Below are 20,781 nucleotides of genomic sequence, written 5' to 3' on the forward strand. Positions count from 1 at the left end.
ATGGCTAACGATTTGCAAGCCACAAAACGTCTAGTTGAGATTATTCGCGATCTATGCTTCGCCCCTAGCCTCGATATTCTGATGACCCTGGTGGGGGTAGCCGCCCGCGAACTTACCCATGCCGATGGGGCTACCTTTGTGCTGAAGGAAGGGGATCAATGCTTCTATGCCCACGAAAACGCGGTTGCCCCCCTGTGGAAAGGGCAGCGTTTTCCGCTTTGCAGCTGTATCTGTGGCTGGGCTATCAACCATAAACAGGCCGCCATCATTGAGGATGTGTATAGCGATGCGCGAATTCCGGTAGAGGCCTACGCCCCAACCTTTGTCAAAAGTCTGACCGTGGTGCCCATGCGTCAGGACAACCCGGTGGGCGTGATCGGCGTGTACTGGGCCGAACGCCATCAACCCCTGACCCAGGAGGTTGAACTGCTGCAAGTCTTAGCCGACACTACCGCCACTGTGCTCGATCGCATCCTCGGTCAGGAGATATCAGTGGTGGAGCGATCGCAGCTTGAAGCGCTTGAGCAGACCAATGCCAAACTGCGGGCCGAGGTCTTGCAGCGCCACACCACCGAAGCCGAACTAACGCGGCTTTCGCTCACCGATGGCTTAACCGGGTTGTACAACCGTCGCGGCTTTTTTCTGCTAGCCAATCCAAAGCTGCGGCAGGTCTGTCGTCAGCAGCAGTCGGCGACGGTCTTCTTTATTGACATTGACTATCTCAAATCGGTCAACGACCACTACGGCCACGAAGCAGGCGACTGGCTAATTTTGGGCACCGCCGCCAGCATGCACAAGACCTTTCGCGAGGGCGACGTTTTGGCGCGGCTAGGAGGGGATGAGTTTGTTGTACTAGCGCCTGACTGCGCCAATGGCCCAGAAGTAGCCAACCGGCTCAAAACAAATGCCGAGATCTTCGCCCAAGAGAACGCTCTCCCCTATCCTCTATCAATTAGTGTGGGCCTCGCGAGCAGCCAGGGGAATGATGCCAACCTAACGCTGAATCAGCTAGTCTCCCAGGCCGATTCTGCCATGTATGCCCAGAAGCAACGCAGACGACCGCTCAACATTGCCGAAACTAAGGCCTGCCAGCGGTGGGGCGTTTGAGCATAGAGCGCTGGTTTGAATCAGCTTGACCTGGTTCGGTGATTACCCCAGCAGCGGCGTCAGATCTAGGTGCTCGCTCACCGCTTCGGTGAGTTCATTCAGCACCGCCTCGCGCTGTTCGCGGTAGTTGGGAATGCCCGTGGGCAACGACCCCAGACCGCGCTGCTGGCGCAGGCGATTGAGCCAGGCCCGCCGCCAGGGGCCGTTGTCAAAAATGCCGTGCAGGTAGGTGCCCCACAGCGACTGGCTGGCATCGACCACGCCCAGGCTACGGTCTTCAAACAAAAACTCAAACTTGGTGCCCTTCTCGTCTTGTCCCTCAGAGAGCAGCAGCTGGGTGCGGCCCTGGTGCAGCTCGTAGCCCGACACCGGCAGCCCCTCCTGGGGAAAGCGCGAACTGACGGTGCGCTGGCGAGCGATCTTTTGCTGAGTAATGACCGTGCGCAGCGGGAATAGGTCGAGGCCGGGGAAGCGGCCCTCGTGGCCCTCAATGCCCTCGGGGTCGGCTAAGAACTGCCCCATCATCTGAAAGCCGCCACAGACACCCATAACCGTGCCCCCTGCGGCGACATAGTTCTGAATTTCTTCGGCCATACCGGTGCGCTGCAAGATCAGCAGGTCAGCGATGGTGGTCTTGGTGCCGGGAATGATCACCGCATCGGGGTAGCTGAGTTTTTCTTTGGGGCTGAGGTAGACCACCCGCACGTTGGGTTCGGCCTCCAGCGGGTCGAAGTCGGTGAAGTTAGAAATGCGGGGCAGCCGAATGACGGCGACGGTGATATCGGCCTGCTTTTTGCTGCCGGGGGTGCGATCGAGCAGGCTGAGCGAGTCTTCGGCGGGCAGGGCGTTTTCAATCCAGGGCACCACGCCGAGCACCGGAATGCCGGTGCGCTCTTCAATCCATTGCAGACCTGGCTCTAGCACCTCGCGCTGGCCGCGAAACTTGTTGATGATAATGCCTTTGACCAGAGCACGCTCTTCGGGCTCCATTAGCTCTAGGGTGCCGATGATGTGGGCAAAGACGCCGCCGCGATCGATGTCGGCCACCAGCACCGTAGGCGCATTGAGATGCCTAGCGATGCGCATATTGGTCAAGTCGCGGTGTTTGAGGTTGACCTCGACTGGGCTGCCGGCCCCCTCGCACACCAAAAAGTCGTAGTCTTGACCGAGGCGGGTGAGGCTTTCTTGAATGGCCTGCCAGCCCTGGTCAAAGAAATTTTCGTAGTACTGGGTGGCGGTGGTGCGGCCCACGGCCCGACCTTTGAGAATGACTTGGGAGGTCATGTCGCCCTGGGGTTTGAGCAGGATGGGGTTCATCTCAACCTGAGGGGAGACGCCTGCGGCCCAGGCTTGAACCGCCTGGGCATAGCCCATTTCGCCGCCGTTGGCGGTGACGTAGGAGTTGAGGGCCATGTTCTGCCCTTTGAAAGGGGCGACTCGCCAACCCCGGCGGCTGAGAATGCGGCAAAGGGCCGTGGTAATCAACGATTTACCCACGTGGGAAGCTGTTCCCACTACCATGATTGCTCTCATGGAGCGTCTCCAAAGTTGAATGAGTTCGGCGGCAGGGCCAAAGCCTGAGCGGAGATCAAAAATCCGTTCTTGTGGGCTGATGCCCAAGGCTTAACCACTCCCTAAAGTATTTCATCTAAATAAACGTCTCTTCTGAGGTCGTCAACTCGGTCCATTGGGCCTGTTGCCATAAAACTCTGGATCAGTATTTAGCTGGAACACTCTTATGCAGATTCTTCAGGAACAACACAACTTATCAGGACATATTAGCCCTGCCACCGGTCGGGCGCTGGCTAGAAACCGGCCCAGGAGGGCAAACGCACCCAGCGGCACCATGCATTATAGAGATGATCGACCAGGGTAGGGCGATACTGAGCCGGGCTGAGCGCCGATAGCTGCTCGAACACCTGGCGACCCAGGGGGGTGAGGCGAAAGCTATCGGTCAGCCCCTGGCCGTCGACCTCGCGGCGCAGTAGGCCGACGGCGATTAGCCACATCATTGCGTTTTCGGCCTGTAGCTCGGCCATAGCCCGACGGCTGTAGTGGCTCTTGAGCCCCGCCTGGCCGCACACCTGGCGAATGGAAATGCTCTGCGATCGCATATCTCCCAGCAGCTCTAGCCGGAAGGGGGAGCACCGAAAGGCGCGCTCGGCTCGCTTGAGCGATCGCCGGGGATAGCGAAGGGCAATGGCGTGATCAAACTCAGCTGGGGCCATGGGGATAGACGGTATGACTGCCTTAAATTGTAGGTTTAATCCAGCGATCAGCGGGAAATAATTTGAATAGAGGGCGATTTAGTAGCAGCGGTTACTTTCTACTTCTTAAGCAATTGCTAAGCCTATTAGGGCATCAATCTTGATCTAAAGGTAGTTCAAAGTTCATCACCTTCTAATTACTCTCGATTACCAAAAATAAACACCCAAGGTTTCTAGGGTTCCGGCTAGCTGCAGCAGTGGTCAAGCGCCTGGTCCGAGAGAAACCGCCAGATCGTCCTCGGCTTTGCACTCTGCAGCATTGGCCCCAGGTATCTGGTACACGGCGGGATAAAAGCCCGGGAGGATAGCGAATCGTCGTTTCGCCGTTCTCCTGGGCTGCTGTTTTTTGTGCCGGTTTTCCTTCCACAGCACCCATTCACTCCTTACTTCCCACCCACCTATGGCCCATTCCCTAACGCCTGAAACTGAAGCCCTTAAAGCATCTTTAGAAGCCAAAGGCGTCAAATACGCTCTGGCCAGCTATGTGGATATCCACGGCATGGGCAAGGCAAAAATGGTGCCGCTCGCCCACCTGGGCCAGATGATGGCAGGTTCTGAGCTGTTTACGGGCGCGGCCCTCGACGGGGTGCCCCAGGACATCAGCGACGAAGAGGTGGCCGCAATGCCCGACCCGGCTTCGGCCACGGTGCTGCCCTGGAAGCCCGACGTGGCCTGGTTTGCCAGCGACCTCTACCTCAAGGGCCAACCTTTTGAGGCCTGCTGCCGCACCATTCTCAAGCAAATGTTGGCCAAGGCGGCGGCGATGGGGTTTACCTTCAACCTGGGCATTGAGACCGAGTTTTTTATGCTCAAGGAAAACGTGGACGGCAGCTTTGGGCCGGTGAGCGATCGCGACACCCTCGCCAAGCCCTGCTACGACCTGCCCAGCCTGCTCGACAACGCCCCCTGGCTAAGCGAACTGGTCGAGTATATGAATCAGCTCGGCTGGGACGTGTACTCCTTTGACCACGAAGACGCCAACGGCCAGTTTGAGACCGACTTTGCCTACAGCGACGCCCTCACTATGGCCGATCGCCTTACCTTCTTTCGGCTGATGGTTAAAGAGGTGGCCCGCAAACACGGCTACTTCGCCAGCTTTATGCCCAAGCCCTTTGGCGATCGCACCGGCAGCGGTGCCCACTACAACATGTCGCTGGCCGACATCGAAACTGGGCAAAATCTGTTCGAAAACGTTGACGATCCGCGTGGTTGCAAGCTCTCTAAGCTGGGTTACCAATTTATTGCCGGGGTGCTGCGCCACGCCAAGGCCATCTGCGCTGTCACCTGCCCCACGGTCAACAGCTACAAGCGGCTGCTGCGCCAGGGCAGCATGTCGGGCTTTACCTGGGCTCCGGTCTACATCTGCTACGGCAACAACAACCGCACTAACATGCTGCGCATTCCTTTGGCCGGGGGGCGGGTGGAGTGCCGCGCCGCCGACATTGCCACTAACCCCTACCTGGGGGCGGCGATGATTTTGGCCGCTGGGCTGGAGGGCATTGCTGAGGGGCTTGACCCCGGCGACCCCCACACCGAGAACATGTACAACTATTCTCTGAGCGACCTCAAAGCAATGGGCATTGACATGCTGCCCCGCACGCTGCAAGAGGCGATCGATGCCTTTGAGGCCGACCCCCTCAGCCAGGCGGTAATGGGGCCACTGATGCACCAGACCTACATCAACTTTCGCCGCCAAGAATGGAACGAGTACCACACCCACATTTCCGACTGGGAAATTAAGCGGTACCTGAAATTCTTTTAGACCTCTATGGGGTAACCCGTTCCCTCCCGCCGCATCTCAGCTTTCCCTGTAATTCTTGAGCTAAGTATCCACCGCTATGAAACGACGCACCTTTTTGCCCACGCTGGTTGCCTTTGTTTGCAGCCTGTTGGTTACCGTTAGCTGTGCCCAGAGCACGCCCCAAGCCGATGGCACCGCCTCCACCGCCCCCGCCATGACCGGGGAGCCCGTGAAGCTGGGCTATAGCAGCTGGGCGGGCTGGTGGCCCTGGGCGATCGCCGCTGAAGAAGGTTTATTCGAAAAGAATGGGGCCAACGTCGAGCTGATCTGGTTTGACGGCTACCTGGAGTCGATGCAAGCCCTGGCTGCTGGGCAGCTCGATGCCAACAGCCAAACCCTCAACGACACCATCTCTTTTGCGGGGGATGCGGTCAACGGCATGGTCGCGGTGCTGGTCAACGACAACTCCGCCGGTAACGACAAGGTGATTGGGGCCGAGGGCATCAACACCGTTGCCGACCTGGCGGGCAAAAGCGTTGCCTTAGAAGAGGGCGTGGTGGGCGACTTTTTGCTCAGTCTGGCCCTCGAAGACGCGGGCTTGAGCCGGGACGATGTGGAGATTAGGAACCTGGAAACCGGGGCAGCGGCCACAGCCTTTGCCGCCGGGCAGGTAGACGGCTTTGCAGGCTGGGTACCCTTCTGGGAAACGGCGCTCTCGCGAGAGGGCAGCCAAGAGCTGGTGTCATCGGAGGAATATCCGGGCGCGATTCCTGACCTGCTGGTGGTGACCCAAAAGCTGATCGACAGCCGCCCCGACCAGGTGCAGGCCCTGGTAAATACCTGGTTCGACATTCTGGCCTTTATCGACGAAAACCCAGATCGGGCCAACGAAATTATGGCGAAGCGAGCCAGCGTCAGCGACACCGAGTTTGAAAAGTACACCCAGGGCACCAAAATCTTCACCCTGGAGGAAAACCTGGAGGCCTTTAGCGCGGGTGGCGACGACATGAAGTACATGCCCCACGCCTCTCAAGTCATGGCTGACTTCATGGTGGAGGTTGGGTTTATTCCCGAGGCCCCAGATCTGGAGGCCATTCTCAATGACCAGTTTGTTAAGGCCTACGCTGCTGCAAAGTAGCCGTTGACGCCAGCCCCCAGCGCCAAAGTCTGGCCAATGGGGGCCTCTGTGCCGGTTTGTTCTACGTTTGGGCTAACCCCTGTGACTCCTGCTTCCCCTTCTTTTTCCACCGCGCCCCGGTCTACCCAGGGCATGAAGCCCAGTGTCTTTTGGCGACTGGCCGACGATATTCCCAAGCCAATGAGCACGGCACTGATGGTGCTCTCGATTGCGGTGCCCTTTGGCCTCTGGTGGCTGGTGGCCAGCCTCGACCTGGTGAATGACAAGTTTTTGCCGTCGCCAATTCAGGTGGCCCAGGCCCTAGGGCGGCTGTGGACCGATGGTTTTCTGCTGGGCGATACCGCCGCCAGCATTATGCGGGTGACGGTGGGCTTTGGGCTGGCGGCCCTGGTGTCGGTGCCCATCGGCATTGCGATGGGAGCGTTTGCTAGCGTGCGATCGCTGCTCGAACCCATCAGCGGCGTAGTGCGCTATATGCCCGCCCCCGCTTTCATTCCCCTGCTGGTGATCTACCTGGGCCTAGGCGAAGCGCCCAAAATCGCTCTAATCTTCATTGGCACCGTGTTCTTCAACATTTTGATGGTGATGGATGCGGTGAAGTTTGTGCCCAAGGCGCTGCTCGAAACCACCTACACCCTGGGCGGGCAGCGGCGGCAGGCGCTGTTTCAGGTGATTGCGCCCTACGTGGTGCCCAACATTATCGACACGTTCCGCATCAACATTGCCACCTCTTGGAACCTGGTGGTGGTGGCGGAGCTGGTGGCGGCAGAAAACGGCCTGGGCAAACGGATTGTGCTGGCCCAAAAGTTTTTCAACACCGACGAAATCTTTGCCTGTCTGCTAATTCTCGGCGTGATTGGCTTTGCCCTGGATTTGTCGCTGCGGGGATTGATGAAAGCCACCTGTAAATGGGCGGTGGATTAGGCAGTCCATCGGTCTGTCGCGCTGATCTGGGCTTGGTGGGCAGTGCCCACTACTGCGTACCCGCCTACCCATCCACTCTCCTACCCATCCACCCGCCTACCCATCCACCCACCTACCCATCCACCCCCTTACCCTGGACTAACACCATGCACTTAGAAATCAACCGCCTCAGCAAACAGTTCGACACCCGCCAGGGGCCGGTGCTGGCGCTCGACGACATCAACATGCACGTAGAAACGGGCGAGTTTGTCTGTGCGGTAGGGGCCTCAGGCTCGGGTAAGTCGACGCTGCTGCGGCTGGTGGCGGGGCTGGATATGCCCACGGCGGGCGAAATCACGGTGGATGGTCAGGTAGTAATGGGTCCAGGATCCGATCGCGGCATGATCTTCCAGAGCTACACGCTGTACCCCTGGATGACGGTGCAGAAAAATGTGGAATTTGGCCTCAAGCTCCAGGGCGTGGGGTCAAAGGAGCGGCGAGAAATGGCCTCCTACTATTTAGAGGTGGTGGGGCTGACCAAGTTTTCGCGATCGCTGCCCAAGCAGCTCTCGGGCGGCATGAAGCAGCGGGTGGCGATCGCCCGCACCCTGGCCTCGCGGCCCAAAATTATGCTGATGGATGAGCCCTTTGGAGCGCTGGATGTGCAAACCAAGGAAACCATGCAGCAGTTTATGCTCGACCTGTGGAACCGCACCGGGGTGAGCATTTTGATGATCACCCACGATGTTGATGAGGCGGTGTTTCTATCCCAGCGGATCTACGTGCTGACGGCCCACCCCGGCACCATTCAGCAAGAAGTGTTTGTGGATTTGCCGCGCGATCGCACCTACACCATTCGCCGCGATCGCGCCTTTCAAGACACCCGCGAAGGCATCATGGATCTGCTGCGGGGCAAGACAGCTCCGGCGTTAGTGGGCTGATGGGAAGTATCTAACTATGGTTTTTAGCCTCCCGCTGCTGCGATCGCCCGCCGCTCCCGATGCCCAAGGGCTGCCGGAACGATTTTTGCTCGCCGCCGACCATTACACCAATCCCCGCTGGATCCCTATTGAGCAGCAGGCGATTTTTCGACGCACCTGGCTGTACGTGGGTGACAGCGATCGCCTGCTGCCAGGGATGGTATGGGCTAAGTCGGTGGCGGGCGCGCCCCTGCTGATCGTTCGCGACAAGGATGGCGAGCTGCGAGCCTTTTACAACCTCTGCCCCCATCGGGCGGCAATTTTGTCGCCCCAAGCGGGCCTTCATTCCTGCCAAAAGCTGGTCTGCCCCTACCACGCCTGGGTGTACGACCTGGCTGGGGATTTGGTGGGGGTGCCTTCCCAGGATCAGTTTCCAGAGTCATTTCAAAAAGAGGAGTTTGCGCTGCGATCGCTGCGGCTAGAAATCTGGTCGGGCTTTATGTTTGTCTGTTTTGACGACAGTGCGCCGCCGCTAGTCGAGTTTCTCGGCAGCATCCCCGACTACCTGGGGCAGCACCGCACCCCAGCGACCCAGCCGCTGGCAACCAAGCAGTACACCGTCGCCTGCAACTGGAAGAACTACCACGACAACACCCTCTGCGACTACCATGTGGCGATCGCCCACCGCACCACCCTCAACCAGGTGCAAGGCCCCATTCGCCACTACCAGCACCAGCTCGAAGCCTTCGTCAACCTGCTCTACACCCCCACCACCGCCGACTGGCAGGCCGAGAACCGCATTTTGCCAACCCTTGAAGGCCGCAGCCGCGAGGGATTTTTTACCTACGGAATTTACCCCAACCTGCACCTGCTGGGGCTGCCCAACGGTCTGCTGGCCTGGCTGCACATCGAGCCGCTCACCGTCGAGTCTTGCCAGGTTTTCCTCGACCTCTACGGCGACCCCGACTTTTGCCCGCCCACGGAAACCCTGCTGGCCGAGTTTGAAGCTTTTATGCAGGAAGACATGGTGCTCACCGAGAGCGTGCAGCAGGGCTATGCCAGCGGTGCCTACACCCCTGGTCCGGTGAATGGTTTGGAATCGCGGATCATTCACCAGCAAAAACTGATCTGGGACGCGCTTGCCGCCGATGGTGGGGCTGAGTAGCCGCATGAATAGGTTGGGCAAACCACCGTTTGCCCCTATATGGAAGCCTGGTTGTACAGCGCTAGGGTAACTGGTGGGCAGTGCCCACCCTTGTATCTTAAAAAGTGTGGCAGACCGTCCCACCCTAGGTTAAGCAAACCGCGTGTAGCTTGGGTCGCCGCACCTTTAAGGATAAAACTCGAAAAATCGCCAGGAGCCTGTGACTCCGTATCGAGCAAGGACGAGTTTAGCTYAGAAGGTTACTCATTGAAGGTGGAGATGACCATGAACGACACATCTGAGAATCGGCAATGGATTGGTATTGACGTCTCAAAGCGATGCCTGGATGTTTACATTCGTCCGTTAGGCCGTGCTCTTCAGGTGGCCAACAGTGAGTTGGGCCTCGTCGAGTTGCGCCAACATCTCGATGGCTTAGTCATTGGGTTAATCGTGCTGGAAGCGACTGGAGGCTATCAGACCCTAGCGGCACGCACGTTGATGGAGCAAGGGTATCCGACGGTGGTGGTGAATCCGCGTCAAGTGCGCGACTTTGCCAAAGCGACGGGACGTTTAGCCAAAACGGACAAAATTGATGCTGAGGTACTGGCGCATTTTGCCGATGCCATTCGCCCGGCAGTGCGGGCCATGGCGAGTGAGGACAGCCAGGTGCTCCAGGCCTTGGTCACCCGACGTCAGCAACTCATTGAGATACGCAGTGCCGAAAAGACCCGTCAGCGCACCGCACGCCCTACCATACAAGCCAACATTGACACCCACATCGAGTGGTTGGACGAGCAGATCAAAGCCCTTGATGCCGACATTGAGGCGTTGATTCAACAGAGCCAGCAGTGGCAGCGCACCCGTGACCTGCTCACCAGCGTCCCCGGCCTGGGGCCTGCCACCATTGGGGTACTAGTATCGCAGTTACCCGAACTGGGACGACTGCCCGCTAAACCGTTAGCCAGCCTCTGCGGCCTCGCGCCGATGAATCGCGATAGTGGCCAGATGCGCGGTAAACGCCAAATTGTTGGGGGTCGCGCGGCGGTGCGCACCGCACTGTATATGGCAACCCTGGTCGCCACCCGGCACAATCCGGTGATTCGGGCGTTCTATCAGCACTTGCTCCAACGCGGTAAGCCCAAGAAGGTCGCTTTGATTGCCTCGATGCGCAAGCTCCTCACCATCCTCAATGCCATGGTGAGCCATGACACCCTCTGGCAGGCTCCAGCTTGCTCATTGCCGCCAGCTGCCACCCTCATGGCAGCTACTACATAGCAGGGTGAGCTTGACAATCAAGATAATCGCTACTATCTCACTTGATCCCTAGGCGATCGCTCTAACCACCAGCCGCGTTCACCAGCAGCACGCCCTGGCTGTCGCACAGCTCAAAGGCGCGCAGCTCCTCGGGCTGCGACCCCAGCTCTAGCCCTGGCGTGGTCAGGGCCACCCGCCAGGCCGCCATGTCGAGCTGGAGCCAGTCGCCCAGGTTTACCGTCATGGGTGCGCCCCCCATGTGAGCCACCATCACCACCTCCTGGGGCGGGCGGTGGTCGGCGGCGTGGGGCTCAGTGCGGTAGCCGTAAAAGATGGTGCGCTCGTCGTCGCTGATGCGGTTGAAGCGATCGCGGCCAATCAGGTTCTCCCGCAGCCAGGGGCGCTGCCGCCGAAACTCCCGCAGGGCGACACCAAAATAGCCGCGATCGGGGTTGGCCTGGTCAAAATAGTGGGCCACGTTGCAAATGTCGTGGCCGTCTTCCATAAAAGCCATGGCAAACTGCTTGAGCTTGGGCACATCGAGGGTGGCCAAAAACCGGGGCAGGCTAGGTTGGTTCAGCTCTTCGAGGGCGGGCACCTCACAGACTGTGCCCTCAGCTCCTTCGCCCAGGCAGTGCTGGCAGATCTGGGCCACCTGCTCCAGGTTGTAGTCGGTTTCGACCATAGCCTCCCGCAAGGCTTTGGCAAAATTTTGCAGCTGGCCTAGGGCCTTAAAACCCAGGGATTTGAGCTGGGGAAAGGCGTGGGGCTGAAGGTACAACTCGGGCTCGATCTCCCAATCGAGAAAGCCCACCTCCTCAGAAACCACCTTGACCCCGTAGCGATCGTCGGTGTTGCGAAAGAATCCCCAGGGTGTTTCCAGGCTGGCGTTGAGAAAGTCCATCGGCAGCCCAGGGCTAAAGCCGTGCACCCACAGCAGCGTGGCCGAGTTGTTGTAGGCCCGGTTGAGGGCCTCGGGCAGGGTTTTGCCCAGGTTCCAGTTGATGTCGGCGTCGAGATCGATCTGGTTGCCCCGGCGCACGGTGTCGTGGTTGCCGCAGCCGGTAATCCAGTGGTCGCCCTGGAAGATTACCTCGCACACCCGCCGCCACTTGCGGTCCCAAAAGCCCTTTAGAGTGGGGGTGTTGTGGGCAAAAATAAGTGGCCCCCACTGAAACGAGCCGGGCTTGGCCTCAATTAGCTCGCGGTAGGTCGATTTTTCTTCCCAACCTGTTTCGGGCCAGGGACGGCCATCCTCAAAAATGGTGAACATGCGCCGTCGGTAGCCCTGGATATCTTGCACCACGTCGCTCATGGCCAGCAGGTACACATCGTCTTGCTCGACCCGCCCGCTGAGGGGGTTGAAAAAGCGAAAGTCTTGCCCGCCATCGACGCGAATGCCGTCGGCCCCGGTGTTAATTTTGCGCCGCTGCATCTCCAGCAAAATGGCTCGCACCTGGGGCAGCTGGTGGTTGAGGTCTTGGCCATACATGTTGGGGCCTTTGAAGAACTGCTGGGTCAGCAGCTCAATGCCCTGGTTGTCGGCGTGGCCGTAGACCAGGTCGTAGATCAGCTGAATGGGTCCGGCAGAAAAGGTGTGCAGCGTGGCGATAAACTCCACCGTTTCATCGGGGCGCAGGGTGCTCAGTACCGACGGGTTGGTGGCGGCAGAGCCCAAAATGGGCACGTCGTAGCCCCAGTTTTGGGTGTTGGGCTGGCGCAGGGTGACGGTAAGGCCGCTGCTAGAAGCTTTATCTCCACCGTTTAGGTTGTCGGTTTCGGCAATGGCAAAAAACTCGTGCTCGCTGTTGGTGTCTTCGCGGCGATACTCAATGGTGGGTTCGACCGGCAGCAGCTGTACCGCGTCGTAGCCGGTATAGGCGGCCTCGGCGGGGGTGAGGGCTTCCCCGGCGGCCAGCTTGTCAGAAATGTGCTGATAGATGCGGGTCAGCCCCTCCAGACTGCCCTCGGCGGAGGCGGTTTTGACGTGGATTTGCAGAATGTTGGTGGGGGCGGGCACGCGGGGAATTTCGGGGTCGAGACCACCCTTGGGCGCGGCGCTGCGAGCCAGGTAGCCCAGGTCGGCCCGCCGCTGCTGCAGCCGCCGCAGGTCGTACACCTCGGCGGGGGCAAATACACCGTAGGGCAGCGAGTAGGCCAGGGGGTCGCGAATGTAGTTGAGTCGGCCCTCGGCGTCGATATACCGCAGCCAGTAGAAGCTGCCGGCGCGATCGCGGCCCCCCGGCTTGACCCCTGCGACCACCGCCCAGACAAACTCGCCCTGCTGCATGACCGGCAGGCGATCGCGCTGAAACCTGAGCGTTTGCTGGGGAGCGCGAAAATCGATCGGCTGCAGCGGCGTGAGAATCTCTAGCTCCAGGGTGCGCTCCGACTGAATAATGTCGGCCACCAGCTCCGGAGTCCAAAAGCCGAACTCGGTCAGCCCGTCGCGGCGGTAGTGGGCACCCAGTCGCCGCGCCAGCCGCTGACCCCGCTGAAAGTAGGTATCTTCTGAATGGCCCACGGACGAGGCCCAGTCGAGCACCGTTTGGGTTTCGTCTTCAACCAGGTAAACCAGGGGCTGGAGGGCAGGTTGGGCCAGGTTGGGCAGAGTGGGGGCTGAGTCTTTAACGGTCACGGTAGATCTACACGCTGTGGACGACGCTTTGGCTGCCGTTAGTCTAACAAGCGCCCTTCTTGGCCCGATCGCCTTCTACCTGAGGTTCATCTAATTTATATCTGACGGTAGAGCCTAATAGCGGCCCAGGTGGGTCGCTATTAGCAGCTGCACCTGCTCGGATGGTTTTTGTCTCCCAACTCACCGCGAAACCGGGTCAACTCTGACCTCTACTGAGGTGGGGTTGCCCTGGGTAATCACCGCAAATCGGCTGGTGTTGATGAAGCGCAGCTCTCCATCGACTAGAATGCGGGCCTGTACCGCATAGCTCAGGCGAGGGTCGATCTGGTCGGGGTTGTACACCAGCTCAAAGGGAAGCGGCACCTGGCGATCGCCAAACACCATGCTTTGAGACGCCAGGGTAACGGCCGGGGCATCGGCCCGGCTGACGTCGATCAGGCTGACCTCCAGCACGGCGTTGGGCGGCATAGCAATGCGTGGCAGGTAGGTGACGGTGCCAGTCACACTAGCAGAGTTGGTTTGCACGGCGTCATTCACCTCAATCGTTTGGGCACCATTGGCCGCAACATTCACTTGAACCGAGGGCCGCCCCTCGCTGGTCGAACCGGCATAGCTAAACGCGATGCCCTCTACAGAAGATGCTGCGATCGCCCGAACGCCATTTAGCTCCTGCCGTCCGCTAGCTCTGTTGAACAGGTTGATGTAGGGCTGTCCGTCGCGGGTAAACACTCGCACCGCATAGGTCGGCGTTTGGGAAAACACGACGGTGCCGTCGGGTAGCTCCGCCCGCTCGGGGCTAGGCAGCTGGGCCAGCTCGCTGAGGCTGCCGCCATCGGTCACAAAGCTGCGGTTGATCACCTCGGTCTGGGTTAGCTGGGCTACGTTGATGCGCTGATTTTCAATCGCAGTGGGGCCGTTGAGCATAATCCGCTCGCCCAGGGCTACGGGCCGCAGCGCCTCGGCCTCGCCGTCAATATCCATCACCGCCGCCAGGTAGGTAACCAGGTTGCTGCCGCCCCCCTGGTTGACGCCAAAGATCACGGCGGCATCGTCGTTGCCGTCGCCGTCGATATCGCCAAAGGCCAGCCAGTCGGGCTCGTTGGCCAGGCTCACCACCAGCTCGCCGGGGCGGTTGTATTGGCCATTTTCGAGGGTGACGGTTTCAAAGGTGGGCTCGGGGCCAAAGCCCAAGGGCACGATGTAGGTGCCATTTTGCAGCGTGCTCCAGCGATCGCACCAGGCCTGTTTCTCAGGGGTAAACACTTCACGGGTCAGGCAGTTGTACCACTCGGGCTGGGTCTGCGCGATCGCCTGCTCCGTTGTCAACATGCCACTCCCCAGGGAGGCGGTCACCAGAGCCGTCCCTGCCAGGGCCAAAAATACTCGCTTGTTCATGGTCAATCTCACACCTAAAAATCAGCCGGGGAATCGCGGTCATTGCAGAGGCGTAGCTTAAAAATGCTGCATGGCTCTCCCCTGAGTCCTTTAGCAATTTATCAACGAACTATAAAGAAGCTGTACGGGGTTACGGTTTTGGCAACGGGTAGCGATCGCGCGGCCAGGCGACGAGTTTAGGATTGTTAACCCACGGGCTTTGAGGTTTGTTAGATACTCAAAGAACCGTGCCAAGCCAGTCCCTTTCAACTCTGGAGAACCCGTGATGCAGGTAACCCCTAGCGTTAAGCGGCTGTGGTTAATGATTTCTGCGGCCACTGTGCTGATTGCCCTGGTGGTTTATCTGGGTGTGGTGCCCGTGGTGAAGGGCCAGCCGGTGTTCTTGAAAACAGTGGAGTCGCAGTGGCTGAGGGATGGGCTGCTGCCCCAAGGTGCGATCGCAGAACAAGCGGTCAGCGGCGGCATGAGCCGAGGCGGTTCGTTTGGTCGGTCAGCGCCAGCGCCTTCGGCCCCGCGCAGCCTGCCTCCCAGCAGCGGTTATGGGGGCGGTTATGGGGGCGGTTATGGGGGCGGTTATGGGGGCGGCTACGGCTACCGCTCGGCCCCTGGCCCGGTGATTGTGCCCTATCCCACCTACACTCCGGCTCCGGTCTATGTCGATACAGGCGACGATGGCGGTGGGGGCGAGCTGTTCTTCATCATTGTGGTGCTGGGTTTCATTCTACTGCCCATTGTCTTCAGCTCGATGCAGAGCAGTCGCAGGAGTAGCGGCCCGGCGGCGACGGGTAGCCAGAGCGAATTGCTCAACGACATTGTCACTGTGACCCGTCTTCAGGTGGCGCTGCTGGCCGGAGCGCGTGAACTACAGCGCGAGCTGGATCGAATCGCGGTCAATGCCGACCTCACCACTTCGGCAGGGCTAGCCGCCCAGCTGCGCGCCACCGTGCTTACCCTGCTGCGCCACCCCGACTACTGGACCCACGTGCGGGCCGAGTCGCAGACGGTGGCCGGGCGAGAGAAAGCGTCGGAGCTATTTGAACGACTCTCAATTCAAGAGCGCAGCAAGTTTGCGGTTGAAACCCTGGTCAATGTGGGTGGCGAGGTGCAGCGGCGAGCCATGCCCAGTGGCCTCAGCGATGAGGTGGCCTCGCACATTGTGGTGACGCTGCTGCTGGGCACGGCAGACGATCGCCCCCTATTCAAATCCGTCAACTCCGTGGCCGATCTCAACGCCGTCCTACAGCGCCTGGGCTCCATTTCGCCCGCCTACCTGCTGGTCTACGAGCTGCTGTGGACGCCCCAAGACCCCAGCGACAGCCTCAGCGCCGATGAGCTAATCGCCAACTACCCCGACCTGGTGATGCTGTAGCGTTTAAGTGAATGGATGGGGTATCAGCCATCAATGTATCCCAGAGTTCCGCGATGGGCTTTAAGTTGCCTGCTTTGGCTGGTTGTAAAGAAATCCGCAGATGGGCAAAGATGAGTTCATTGGAATCGTTATCAGTGTCGTTTGGGGGAGTGAGGATGCTGTGATTGACGGGAATTTGGTAGAAATCATCTACGTCAGTTCCAACGACTTGAGCCGCCTGCTCGATGAGCAGAATGTTTCGCTGAAAAAGGGCGATCGCTAACTCTGTACGCAGATCAGTTTCTGTTACTTGAATATCGTCGGGCAAATTGAGCGTAATTTGAATTATTCAGACTCCGTTAGTTGCCAAGGGAGGTTTATGAAGCCAAAAGTGCTGTAACTGCTTCTTCAGACATGAGTCTTCTAAAATCTAGAATTTCAACTAAGACCAGCTTCTCATTAGCTGAGTAGTGCAAAATCACCTGTCCATCTTCCTCGGCGTAGGCGATGGGTTCTTCAGATAGTTCAACTAAAAGCGCATCGACATCCTTGCTATAACTAATTTTTTTCATATCTAGATCTCCTGCCAGGGTAAAGGGTGATGATTAGGATGAATGCATTAAACTCTCGATAAACTACTCTCAATACTCGCGTTTCGTCTAACCGCTTTTGAGCAATCTGTTTATCTTCTTCTCCAGGTTCTAGCCTGTCAGGTGAACGAACTACATCAATAATGAATTCTGGTTCGATAGTGAGTCCATGGTTGGCAAGTAGTTCTATTTTGATCTGTGAGTGCTCACTAAAGCGGATTTCCTTCATTCATTCACTCTCCACCCTTTTTCTTTCTAACCTCCATCGCTATGGTACGAATGCTTTCAGCAATCTCCTGAAAGGCTTGGTCTGGATTTGGCCAAGTGGTGATGGGCTGGTGGTTTTTGGGCAGTACATCAAGCTGATTGAAGGGGGCACCCTGCCAGTCTACGGGGCGCAGCAATATGGGGATGACGCGGGCCTCGCCGGATTGGTGCCGCTCGATCGCCCGCTGGATTTCGAGGTGGTAGCAGGTGTCGTCGGCGATCGCGTCGGGGCTGATCAGCAGCAGAATGATGTCGGCGGTGTTAAGCTGCTGGTGGATAGTTTGGGTGCGATCGTCGCCAGGAAAAATTTTGTGGCTGCTCCAACTGGTAATGATGCTCTGGTGTTCGAGCAGGGTGAGGTGGTTGGCCAGTTGAATTTGCAAGGCGTTGTCGGCAGGGGCGTAAGAGAAATAGAGAAAAATGGTTTTGCCTTGGGGTGCTAGACCGTAAGCTATTTCATAGTTGTAAAATTTACAGCCATTCTGAATAACGATAATGGCATCTAAAATCTCTTCTGCGATTTCTAAGCTTCCATTTACCATACAAATTTTCCAGAGATTAGAGAGAAATCTAGGCTTAGAAATACTATTAATAATGCATCGACAAACATCAATATCGCTCTCCACTTCTAAAATGCTAAGAAAAGCGAGTTCTGAGCTTCTAGAGCTTGTTTTCTTTAGGACAGAAGAAGCCACATAACGAATATCCCAATTCTTATCCTCAAGGAGATCGATCAAATGACTAGTCAGATCAATGTGGTGAGCCTTCCTTGCCTCCATCGCCGCAGATAGTCTTACAAGAGAATCTTTACTCTCCAACTTTTCCACCAAGGTTTGACCAGCCTCTATTTGCATTAGGGATTGACGTTTTGGATTAAATATATTCCCACTATCTTGGACTTCATCCTCTGCATAACGCATAAATGAATCCATTGCAATGCAGAATTCGTCAAAAGAAGCATGGATATCTGTAGGCTGTACTTCAATACTTTTTCTGAATCTTGTTTCAGGAATCCATCCTGTGGCTTGAAATCTTAATATTGGTCGAAACTCTTCTGCCAACTTTCCGCCTAGCATTCGATCTACCTCTAAGGCAAGAAGCATGAAGTCTAAAACCTTTTCCTCTTTGCTGATCAAGCTCAGCATTAAGATAATGGGTTCTGTCCATTTTAAGTAGTTGATGTAGTCGCACTTGAGTTGCTCATCGCTTAGACTGGGAAGCAGTTGCAGTAAATGTTCTGCAGCGTAGTATTCCTGAATGAGCTGGTGGCGAAATTCGAGTTGGTCGGTGGTGCGGTTTTGCAGCAGGTGGTATTTGAGTAGGTCATCGAGAATGTCGCGAACAGGGAATTTCTCGTTGGCGAAGAGTTTGCTGAGTTCGCGTTCGGCTTCGGTGCGGTGAATCGCCACACGAAAATCCACCGGGGTTTCGCCCTGCATCATTAGGGCCGCCAGGGCTTTGAGGGCTTCTTTCCACAGGCGGCGATCGCTCAAGGGCCGCACATCCCCCTTCAGCAGCGCCACCTCATATTTGCGCACGCTGCTGTCTTCATACATCGTCGTAAACGCTCGAAACACCTCCGCCAGGTTGGTGGGCAGTTGCCGATTAGGCGATCGCTGAAACACCTCGCACAGCATCCACAACAGCAGCGGCGTTTGGCCAAACTCTCGCAGGCGATCGCTCAACTGCCGCAGCATCGCCTCCGCCTGATCGGGCACATAGGCGCGAATGAACTTTTTCATTTGCGCCTCGGTCAGCGGCTGCATTTCCAGCTTCTTTTCAACCCCCATGTCCCCCCCCAGCCCCAGATCTCGCGTGGTGAAGATCATCGGCACTTTGGGGTAGTCGCGGCGAAAGGTGGTGAGTTGAGTGCGGGCCTCGTCGGAGGGTAGCTCGTTGAGGCCGTCGATCAGTAGCAAAAACCGTCCCTGGCGCAGCAGGGCATTCAGAGCGGCATCATCCAAATTTAGGTGAGGGTCGTGCTGGTAGAGAAATGCCCGAATGCGCTCCAGCACGGATGTCTGCCAATAGCGCAGCTCTACCAAAACCGGAATCTGCGCTGCCTCCCCTCTCCCAACCTTGGGAGAGGGGCCGGGGGAGAGGGCGGCCTCTTCCAGCAACAGCCGAATCAGCGCTGTCGATTTGCCCGATCCGGGGCGACCCACCAGCAGCACATGGTCGTCGGCATATTTGCGAATGCCCTCCAGCACGGGCAGCCGTTCGGTTTTCTCTTTGTCTTGCTGAAATGGAGTATTCTCCGGGTCAGTTGGCTCTCGTTCTTTAGTAACAGTTTGCACTATGAGGCCAAAGTCAAAAATTGAGGGTTGCTCTGGCTGTGCTTGCTCGACTTTACCAACGGCATCGGTGATCGTGTAGTGCTCCCACCATTTCTCGTAGGTGGCGACGAGCGATCGCAGGTAAGCATCAAACTCAAAGCAATTGAGTTCGGCCAGGTGGCGGGCGATCGCCTCTAACCCTGTCCCGATCGCGCTATCCGCCCACTCCAGCAGAGCGCTGACCTGTTCGCCAATTTTGGCTGATGCTCCGGCCCGATTCATTCGGGGAATGTTGACGCTGACAAGCAGTCGCTCAAAGTCGTGAGACGACAGATTGCTCAGAGCATCGAATAGCTGAATACGATCCATTCTGGGCGGGCCAAGGGAAGAATCCTTATCGCTATGGTACTCGCAGAGAATTTAAGCCGTCAGATCGCGCCGCAATGCTAAGTCATCGAGCCGCAATGGCATGTCATTAAGCGGTAATGCCATATCACCGTCCTGCGATCGCATGTCTAGGGGCCGCAATCCGATGTCATCAAGCTGCTATGGCGTGTCATCAAGCGGCAATCGCGTCAAGCGGCAATCGCGATCGCAGTCTTCGCATTAGCGATCGCACGGGTTGAATTGGCAATCCATCGCGCGATCGTGCCGGTTCGGTTCACCCCCAACTTGGTACGGGAGGGAAGTTCGCCACCGCAGTAGGGTTCCTACGACTGGAGGAGTAAGCAGCGCTGGCGCACTATAGAAACTGTACAGAGTGAAAGCGCAAATGCTTGACCTAACTCACTTCAACGGTTTGAAAAGGCAAGTACCAGGAGGTTTAGAACCCATGATTATTCGTCGCTACTTAGACCCCATCACCGAAATCAACGCCATTCGCCGTCAGATTAACGATGTGTTTGGCGACTTTGCTACCGAAGCCCTATCCAAAGCTGACTGGACTCCGGCGGTGCGTCTCGTTGACCAAGGCGATGACTTTGTGCTCACTGTTCACCTGAGCGGGGTTAACGCTGCCGATCTGGATGTGCAGGTGAGTGCCGATGTGGTGTCGATCTCGGGCAGCCGCCACCAGTCCGCTGCTGCCGAGGGTACCAAGGTGCTCTACGACGACACCCGCTACGGCAGCTTCCACCGGATGGTGAACCTGCCCGATGGCGTGAAAAACGACCAGGTAGTAGCCAACTTTGCCGATGGCGTGCTGACCCTCACCCTGCCCAAGGTGATCGAAGCCCGCAACAAGGTGGTCAAAATTGACCTGGGCAGCACCGCAACCCCCGCCATTGAAGCAGGCGAAGCCTAAGCGCTGAGCAGAGGTGTCTCTGCGCTTAGGGTTGACGTCAGAGGTTGACGTTTGAGAGCAAGTCATGATGACGCGGGGAGGCATTGCCTCCCCTTTTTTTGTTCATAGGCAAGATGCCTGCTCCTCAGCCAAAATCGCCAATAGTTCGACAAGCTCACTACAAGGCCAAAATCCAAAATCGTTTTAGGGCTGAGGTTTTTCGAGATCGGCATCGCCAATAGTAAAGGTCACCGACAGCGGGCTATCGACTCGTCGCGAGGCCTGACGCAGCTCTAGCCCAACAATTAGCCCATCTTCGTCGTAGTCGAGAATCAGGTTGGGGGAAACGCGGGCGGTTTCGTCTACGTCGCGCTGGTTGAAGGCAATTTGCAGGATGTCGCGATCGGGGTCGTAGGTAATCTGCATAGGGCGAAGGCGAAGGGCGACAGGGGCGTGGGGTGTTATGACAGGTTAGTTGATAGCCGCCATCATAAAGGGTTTCGGCTGCGAT

18 protein-coding genes and 1 riboswitch are annotated in these 20,781 nt (G+C 57.6%); of the genes, 10 read left to right on the plus strand and 8 right to left on the minus strand.

Annotated features, from left to right (window positions below):
- Positions 1–1,107 (plus strand): sensor domain-containing diguanylate cyclase, encoded by a 1,107-nt coding sequence (locus IQ265_RS10860; RefSeq protein ID WP_194053293.1) that lies wholly within the window; start codon positions 1–3, stop codon positions 1,105–1,107.
- Positions 1,108–1,149: 42 nt separating this feature from the next.
- Here the strand turns inward: IQ265_RS10860 and cobQ are convergent, their stop codons facing one another.
- Positions 1,150–2,640 carry a cobyric acid synthase CobQ gene (gene cobQ / locus IQ265_RS10865; protein ID WP_194053295.1) on the minus strand — a complete coding sequence of 497 codons (1,491 nt, stop codon included), beginning with the start codon at positions 2,638–2,640 and terminating at the stop codon, positions 1,150–1,152.
- A 272-nt stretch (positions 2,641–2,912) separates the two neighbouring features.
- The gene (locus IQ265_RS10870; RefSeq protein WP_194053297.1) at positions 2,913–3,335 is read right to left on the minus strand and encodes an Npun_F0494 family protein; all 423 of its coding nucleotides are present in this window, start codon (positions 3,333–3,335) and stop codon (positions 2,913–2,915) included.
- A 201-nt stretch (positions 3,336–3,536) separates the two neighbouring features.
- Positions 3,537–3,679: riboswitch (guanidine-I (ykkC/yxkD leader) on the plus strand.
- A 95-nt stretch (positions 3,680–3,774) separates the two neighbouring features.
- Here IQ265_RS10870 and glnT point away from each other — a divergent pair.
- From glnT to IQ265_RS10900, 6 genes are all read left to right on the plus strand, one after another.
- Positions 3,775–5,136: a type III glutamate--ammonia ligase gene (gene glnT / locus IQ265_RS10875; protein WP_194053299.1), complete on the plus strand. Its 1,362-nt coding sequence runs from the start codon at positions 3,775–3,777 to the stop codon at positions 5,134–5,136.
- A 76-nt stretch (positions 5,137–5,212) separates the two neighbouring features.
- Complete coding sequence (locus IQ265_RS10880; RefSeq protein ID WP_194053301.1) at positions 5,213–6,253, plus strand: ABC transporter substrate-binding protein; 1,041 nt, start codon at positions 5,213–5,215, stop codon at positions 6,251–6,253.
- Positions 6,254–6,385: 132 nt separating this feature from the next.
- Positions 6,386–7,177, plus strand: coding sequence for an ABC transporter permease (locus IQ265_RS10885; protein ID WP_194053409.1), 792 nt, complete (start codon positions 6,386–6,388; stop codon positions 7,175–7,177).
- 146 nt (positions 7,178–7,323) lie between these two features.
- On the plus strand, positions 7,324–8,097 hold the full coding sequence (locus tag IQ265_RS10890) for an ABC transporter ATP-binding protein (RefSeq protein ID WP_194053411.1): 774 nt from the start codon (positions 7,324–7,326) through the stop codon (positions 8,095–8,097).
- 16 nt (positions 8,098–8,113) lie between these two features.
- The gene (locus IQ265_RS10895; RefSeq protein WP_228037791.1) at positions 8,114–9,241 is read left to right on the plus strand and encodes an aromatic ring-hydroxylating dioxygenase subunit alpha; all 1,128 of its coding nucleotides are present in this window, start codon (positions 8,114–8,116) and stop codon (positions 9,239–9,241) included.
- Between the two features lie 264 nt (positions 9,242–9,505).
- Complete coding sequence (locus IQ265_RS10900; RefSeq protein WP_194053303.1) at positions 9,506–10,495, plus strand: IS110 family transposase; 990 nt, start codon at positions 9,506–9,508, stop codon at positions 10,493–10,495.
- 61 nt (positions 10,496–10,556) lie between these two features.
- On the opposite strand, the gene gghA is transcribed toward IQ265_RS10900, so the two are convergent.
- Positions 10,557–13,076, minus strand: a complete 2,520-nt coding sequence (gene gghA, locus IQ265_RS10905; RefSeq protein WP_194053415.1) for a glucosylglycerol hydrolase — start codon at positions 13,074–13,076, stop codon at positions 10,557–10,559.
- 216 nt (positions 13,077–13,292) lie between these two features.
- Positions 13,293–14,507, minus strand: coding sequence for a YbaY family lipoprotein (locus IQ265_RS28765; RefSeq protein WP_228037792.1), 1,215 nt, complete (start codon positions 14,505–14,507; stop codon positions 13,293–13,295).
- Positions 14,508–14,772: 265 nt separating this feature from the next.
- Between IQ265_RS28765 and IQ265_RS10915 the strand changes: the two genes are divergently transcribed.
- Both IQ265_RS10915 and IQ265_RS10920 read left to right on the plus strand, forming a co-directional pair.
- On the plus strand, positions 14,773–15,876 hold the full coding sequence (locus tag IQ265_RS10915) for a DUF1517 domain-containing protein (protein ID WP_194053304.1): 1,104 nt from the start codon (positions 14,773–14,775) through the stop codon (positions 15,874–15,876).
- Positions 15,877–15,976: 100 nt separating this feature from the next.
- Positions 15,977–16,138, plus strand: a complete 162-nt coding sequence (locus tag IQ265_RS10920) for a hypothetical protein (RefSeq protein WP_194053305.1) — start codon at positions 15,977–15,979, stop codon at positions 16,136–16,138.
- Positions 16,139–16,232: 94 nt separating this feature from the next.
- Here the strand turns inward: IQ265_RS10920 and IQ265_RS10925 are convergent, their stop codons facing one another.
- From IQ265_RS10925 to IQ265_RS10935, 3 genes are read right to left on the minus strand one after another with little or no spacing between them, the layout of a single operon-like run.
- A complete protein-coding gene (locus IQ265_RS10925) occupies positions 16,233–16,427 on the minus strand; it encodes a DUF2283 domain-containing protein (RefSeq protein ID WP_194053306.1) in 195 nt (64 codons plus the stop codon).
- On the minus strand, positions 16,414–16,674 hold the full coding sequence (locus IQ265_RS10930; protein WP_194053307.1) for a DUF4258 domain-containing protein: 261 nt from the start codon (positions 16,672–16,674) through the stop codon (positions 16,414–16,416). Before IQ265_RS10930 ends, IQ265_RS10925 begins: the two co-directional genes overlap by 14 nt.
- A gap of 4 nt (positions 16,675–16,678) precedes the next feature.
- Entirely contained in the window at positions 16,679–19,357 is a 2,679-nt protein-coding gene (locus IQ265_RS10935; protein WP_194053308.1) for a TIR domain-containing protein, read from the minus strand.
- A gap of 463 nt (positions 19,358–19,820) precedes the next feature.
- Between IQ265_RS10935 and IQ265_RS10940 the strand changes: the two genes are divergently transcribed.
- Positions 19,821–20,291 carry an Hsp20/alpha crystallin family protein gene (locus IQ265_RS10940; RefSeq protein WP_194053309.1) on the plus strand — a complete coding sequence of 157 codons (471 nt, stop codon included), beginning with the start codon at positions 19,821–19,823 and terminating at the stop codon, positions 20,289–20,291.
- Between the two features lie 183 nt (positions 20,292–20,474).
- Here the strand turns inward: IQ265_RS10940 and IQ265_RS10945 are convergent, their stop codons facing one another.
- Positions 20,475–20,696: a DUF2283 domain-containing protein gene (locus tag IQ265_RS10945; RefSeq protein WP_194053311.1), complete on the minus strand. Its 222-nt coding sequence runs from the start codon at positions 20,694–20,696 to the stop codon at positions 20,475–20,477.
- Positions 20,697–20,781: the final 85 nt, after the last annotated feature.

This window comes from Nodosilinea sp. LEGE 06152, assembly GCF_015207525.1.
Lineage (GTDB): Bacteria > Cyanobacteriota > Cyanobacteriia > Phormidesmidales > Phormidesmidaceae > Nodosilinea.

What these genes read in the sequence shown, in the direction of transcription:
- IQ265_RS10860 (WP_194053293.1), top strand. Translation starts at nt 1, where the DNA reads ATGGCTAACGATTTGCAAGCCACAAAACGTCTAGTTGAGATTATTCGC.
- cobQ (WP_194053295.1), bottom strand. Translation starts at nt 2,640, where the DNA reads ATGAGAGCAATCATGGTAGTGGGAACAGCTTCCCACGTGGGTAAATCG.
- IQ265_RS10870 (WP_194053297.1), bottom strand. Translation starts at nt 3,335, where the DNA reads ATGGCCCCAGCTGAGTTTGATCACGCCATTGCCCTTCGCTATCCCCGG.
- glnT (WP_194053299.1), top strand. Translation starts at nt 3,775, where the DNA reads ATGGCCCATTCCCTAACGCCTGAAACTGAAGCCCTTAAAGCATCTTTA.
- IQ265_RS10880 (WP_194053301.1), top strand. Translation starts at nt 5,213, where the DNA reads ATGAAACGACGCACCTTTTTGCCCACGCTGGTTGCCTTTGTTTGCAGC.
- IQ265_RS10885 (WP_194053409.1), top strand. Translation starts at nt 6,386, where the DNA reads ATGAAGCCCAGTGTCTTTTGGCGACTGGCCGACGATATTCCCAAGCCA.
- IQ265_RS10890 (WP_194053411.1), top strand. Translation starts at nt 7,324, where the DNA reads ATGCACTTAGAAATCAACCGCCTCAGCAAACAGTTCGACACCCGCCAG.
- IQ265_RS10895 (WP_228037791.1), top strand. Translation starts at nt 8,114, where the DNA reads ATGGTTTTTAGCCTCCCGCTGCTGCGATCGCCCGCCGCTCCCGATGCC.
- IQ265_RS10900 (WP_194053303.1), top strand. Translation starts at nt 9,506, where the DNA reads ATGAACGACACATCTGAGAATCGGCAATGGATTGGTATTGACGTCTCA.
- IQ265_RS28765 (WP_228037792.1), bottom strand. Translation starts at nt 14,507, where the DNA reads ATGAACAAGCGAGTATTTTTGGCCCTGGCAGGGACGGCTCTGGTGACC.
- IQ265_RS10915 (WP_194053304.1), top strand. Translation starts at nt 14,773, where the DNA reads ATGCAGGTAACCCCTAGCGTTAAGCGGCTGTGGTTAATGATTTCTGCG.
- IQ265_RS10920 (WP_194053305.1), top strand. Translation starts at nt 15,977, where the DNA reads ATGGGCAAAGATGAGTTCATTGGAATCGTTATCAGTGTCGTTTGGGGG.
- IQ265_RS10925 (WP_194053306.1), bottom strand. Translation starts at nt 16,427, where the DNA reads ATGAAAAAAATTAGTTATAGCAAGGATGTCGATGCGCTTTTAGTTGAA.
- IQ265_RS10930 (WP_194053307.1), bottom strand. Translation starts at nt 16,674, where the DNA reads ATGAAGGAAATCCGCTTTAGTGAGCACTCACAGATCAAAATAGAACTA.
- IQ265_RS10935 (WP_194053308.1), bottom strand. Translation starts at nt 19,357, where the DNA reads ATGGATCGTATTCAGCTATTCGATGCTCTGAGCAATCTGTCGTCTCAC.
- IQ265_RS10940 (WP_194053309.1), top strand. Translation starts at nt 19,821, where the DNA reads ATGATTATTCGTCGCTACTTAGACCCCATCACCGAAATCAACGCCATT.
- IQ265_RS10945 (WP_194053311.1), bottom strand. Translation starts at nt 20,696, where the DNA reads ATGCAGATTACCTACGACCCCGATCGCGACATCCTGCAAATTGCCTTC.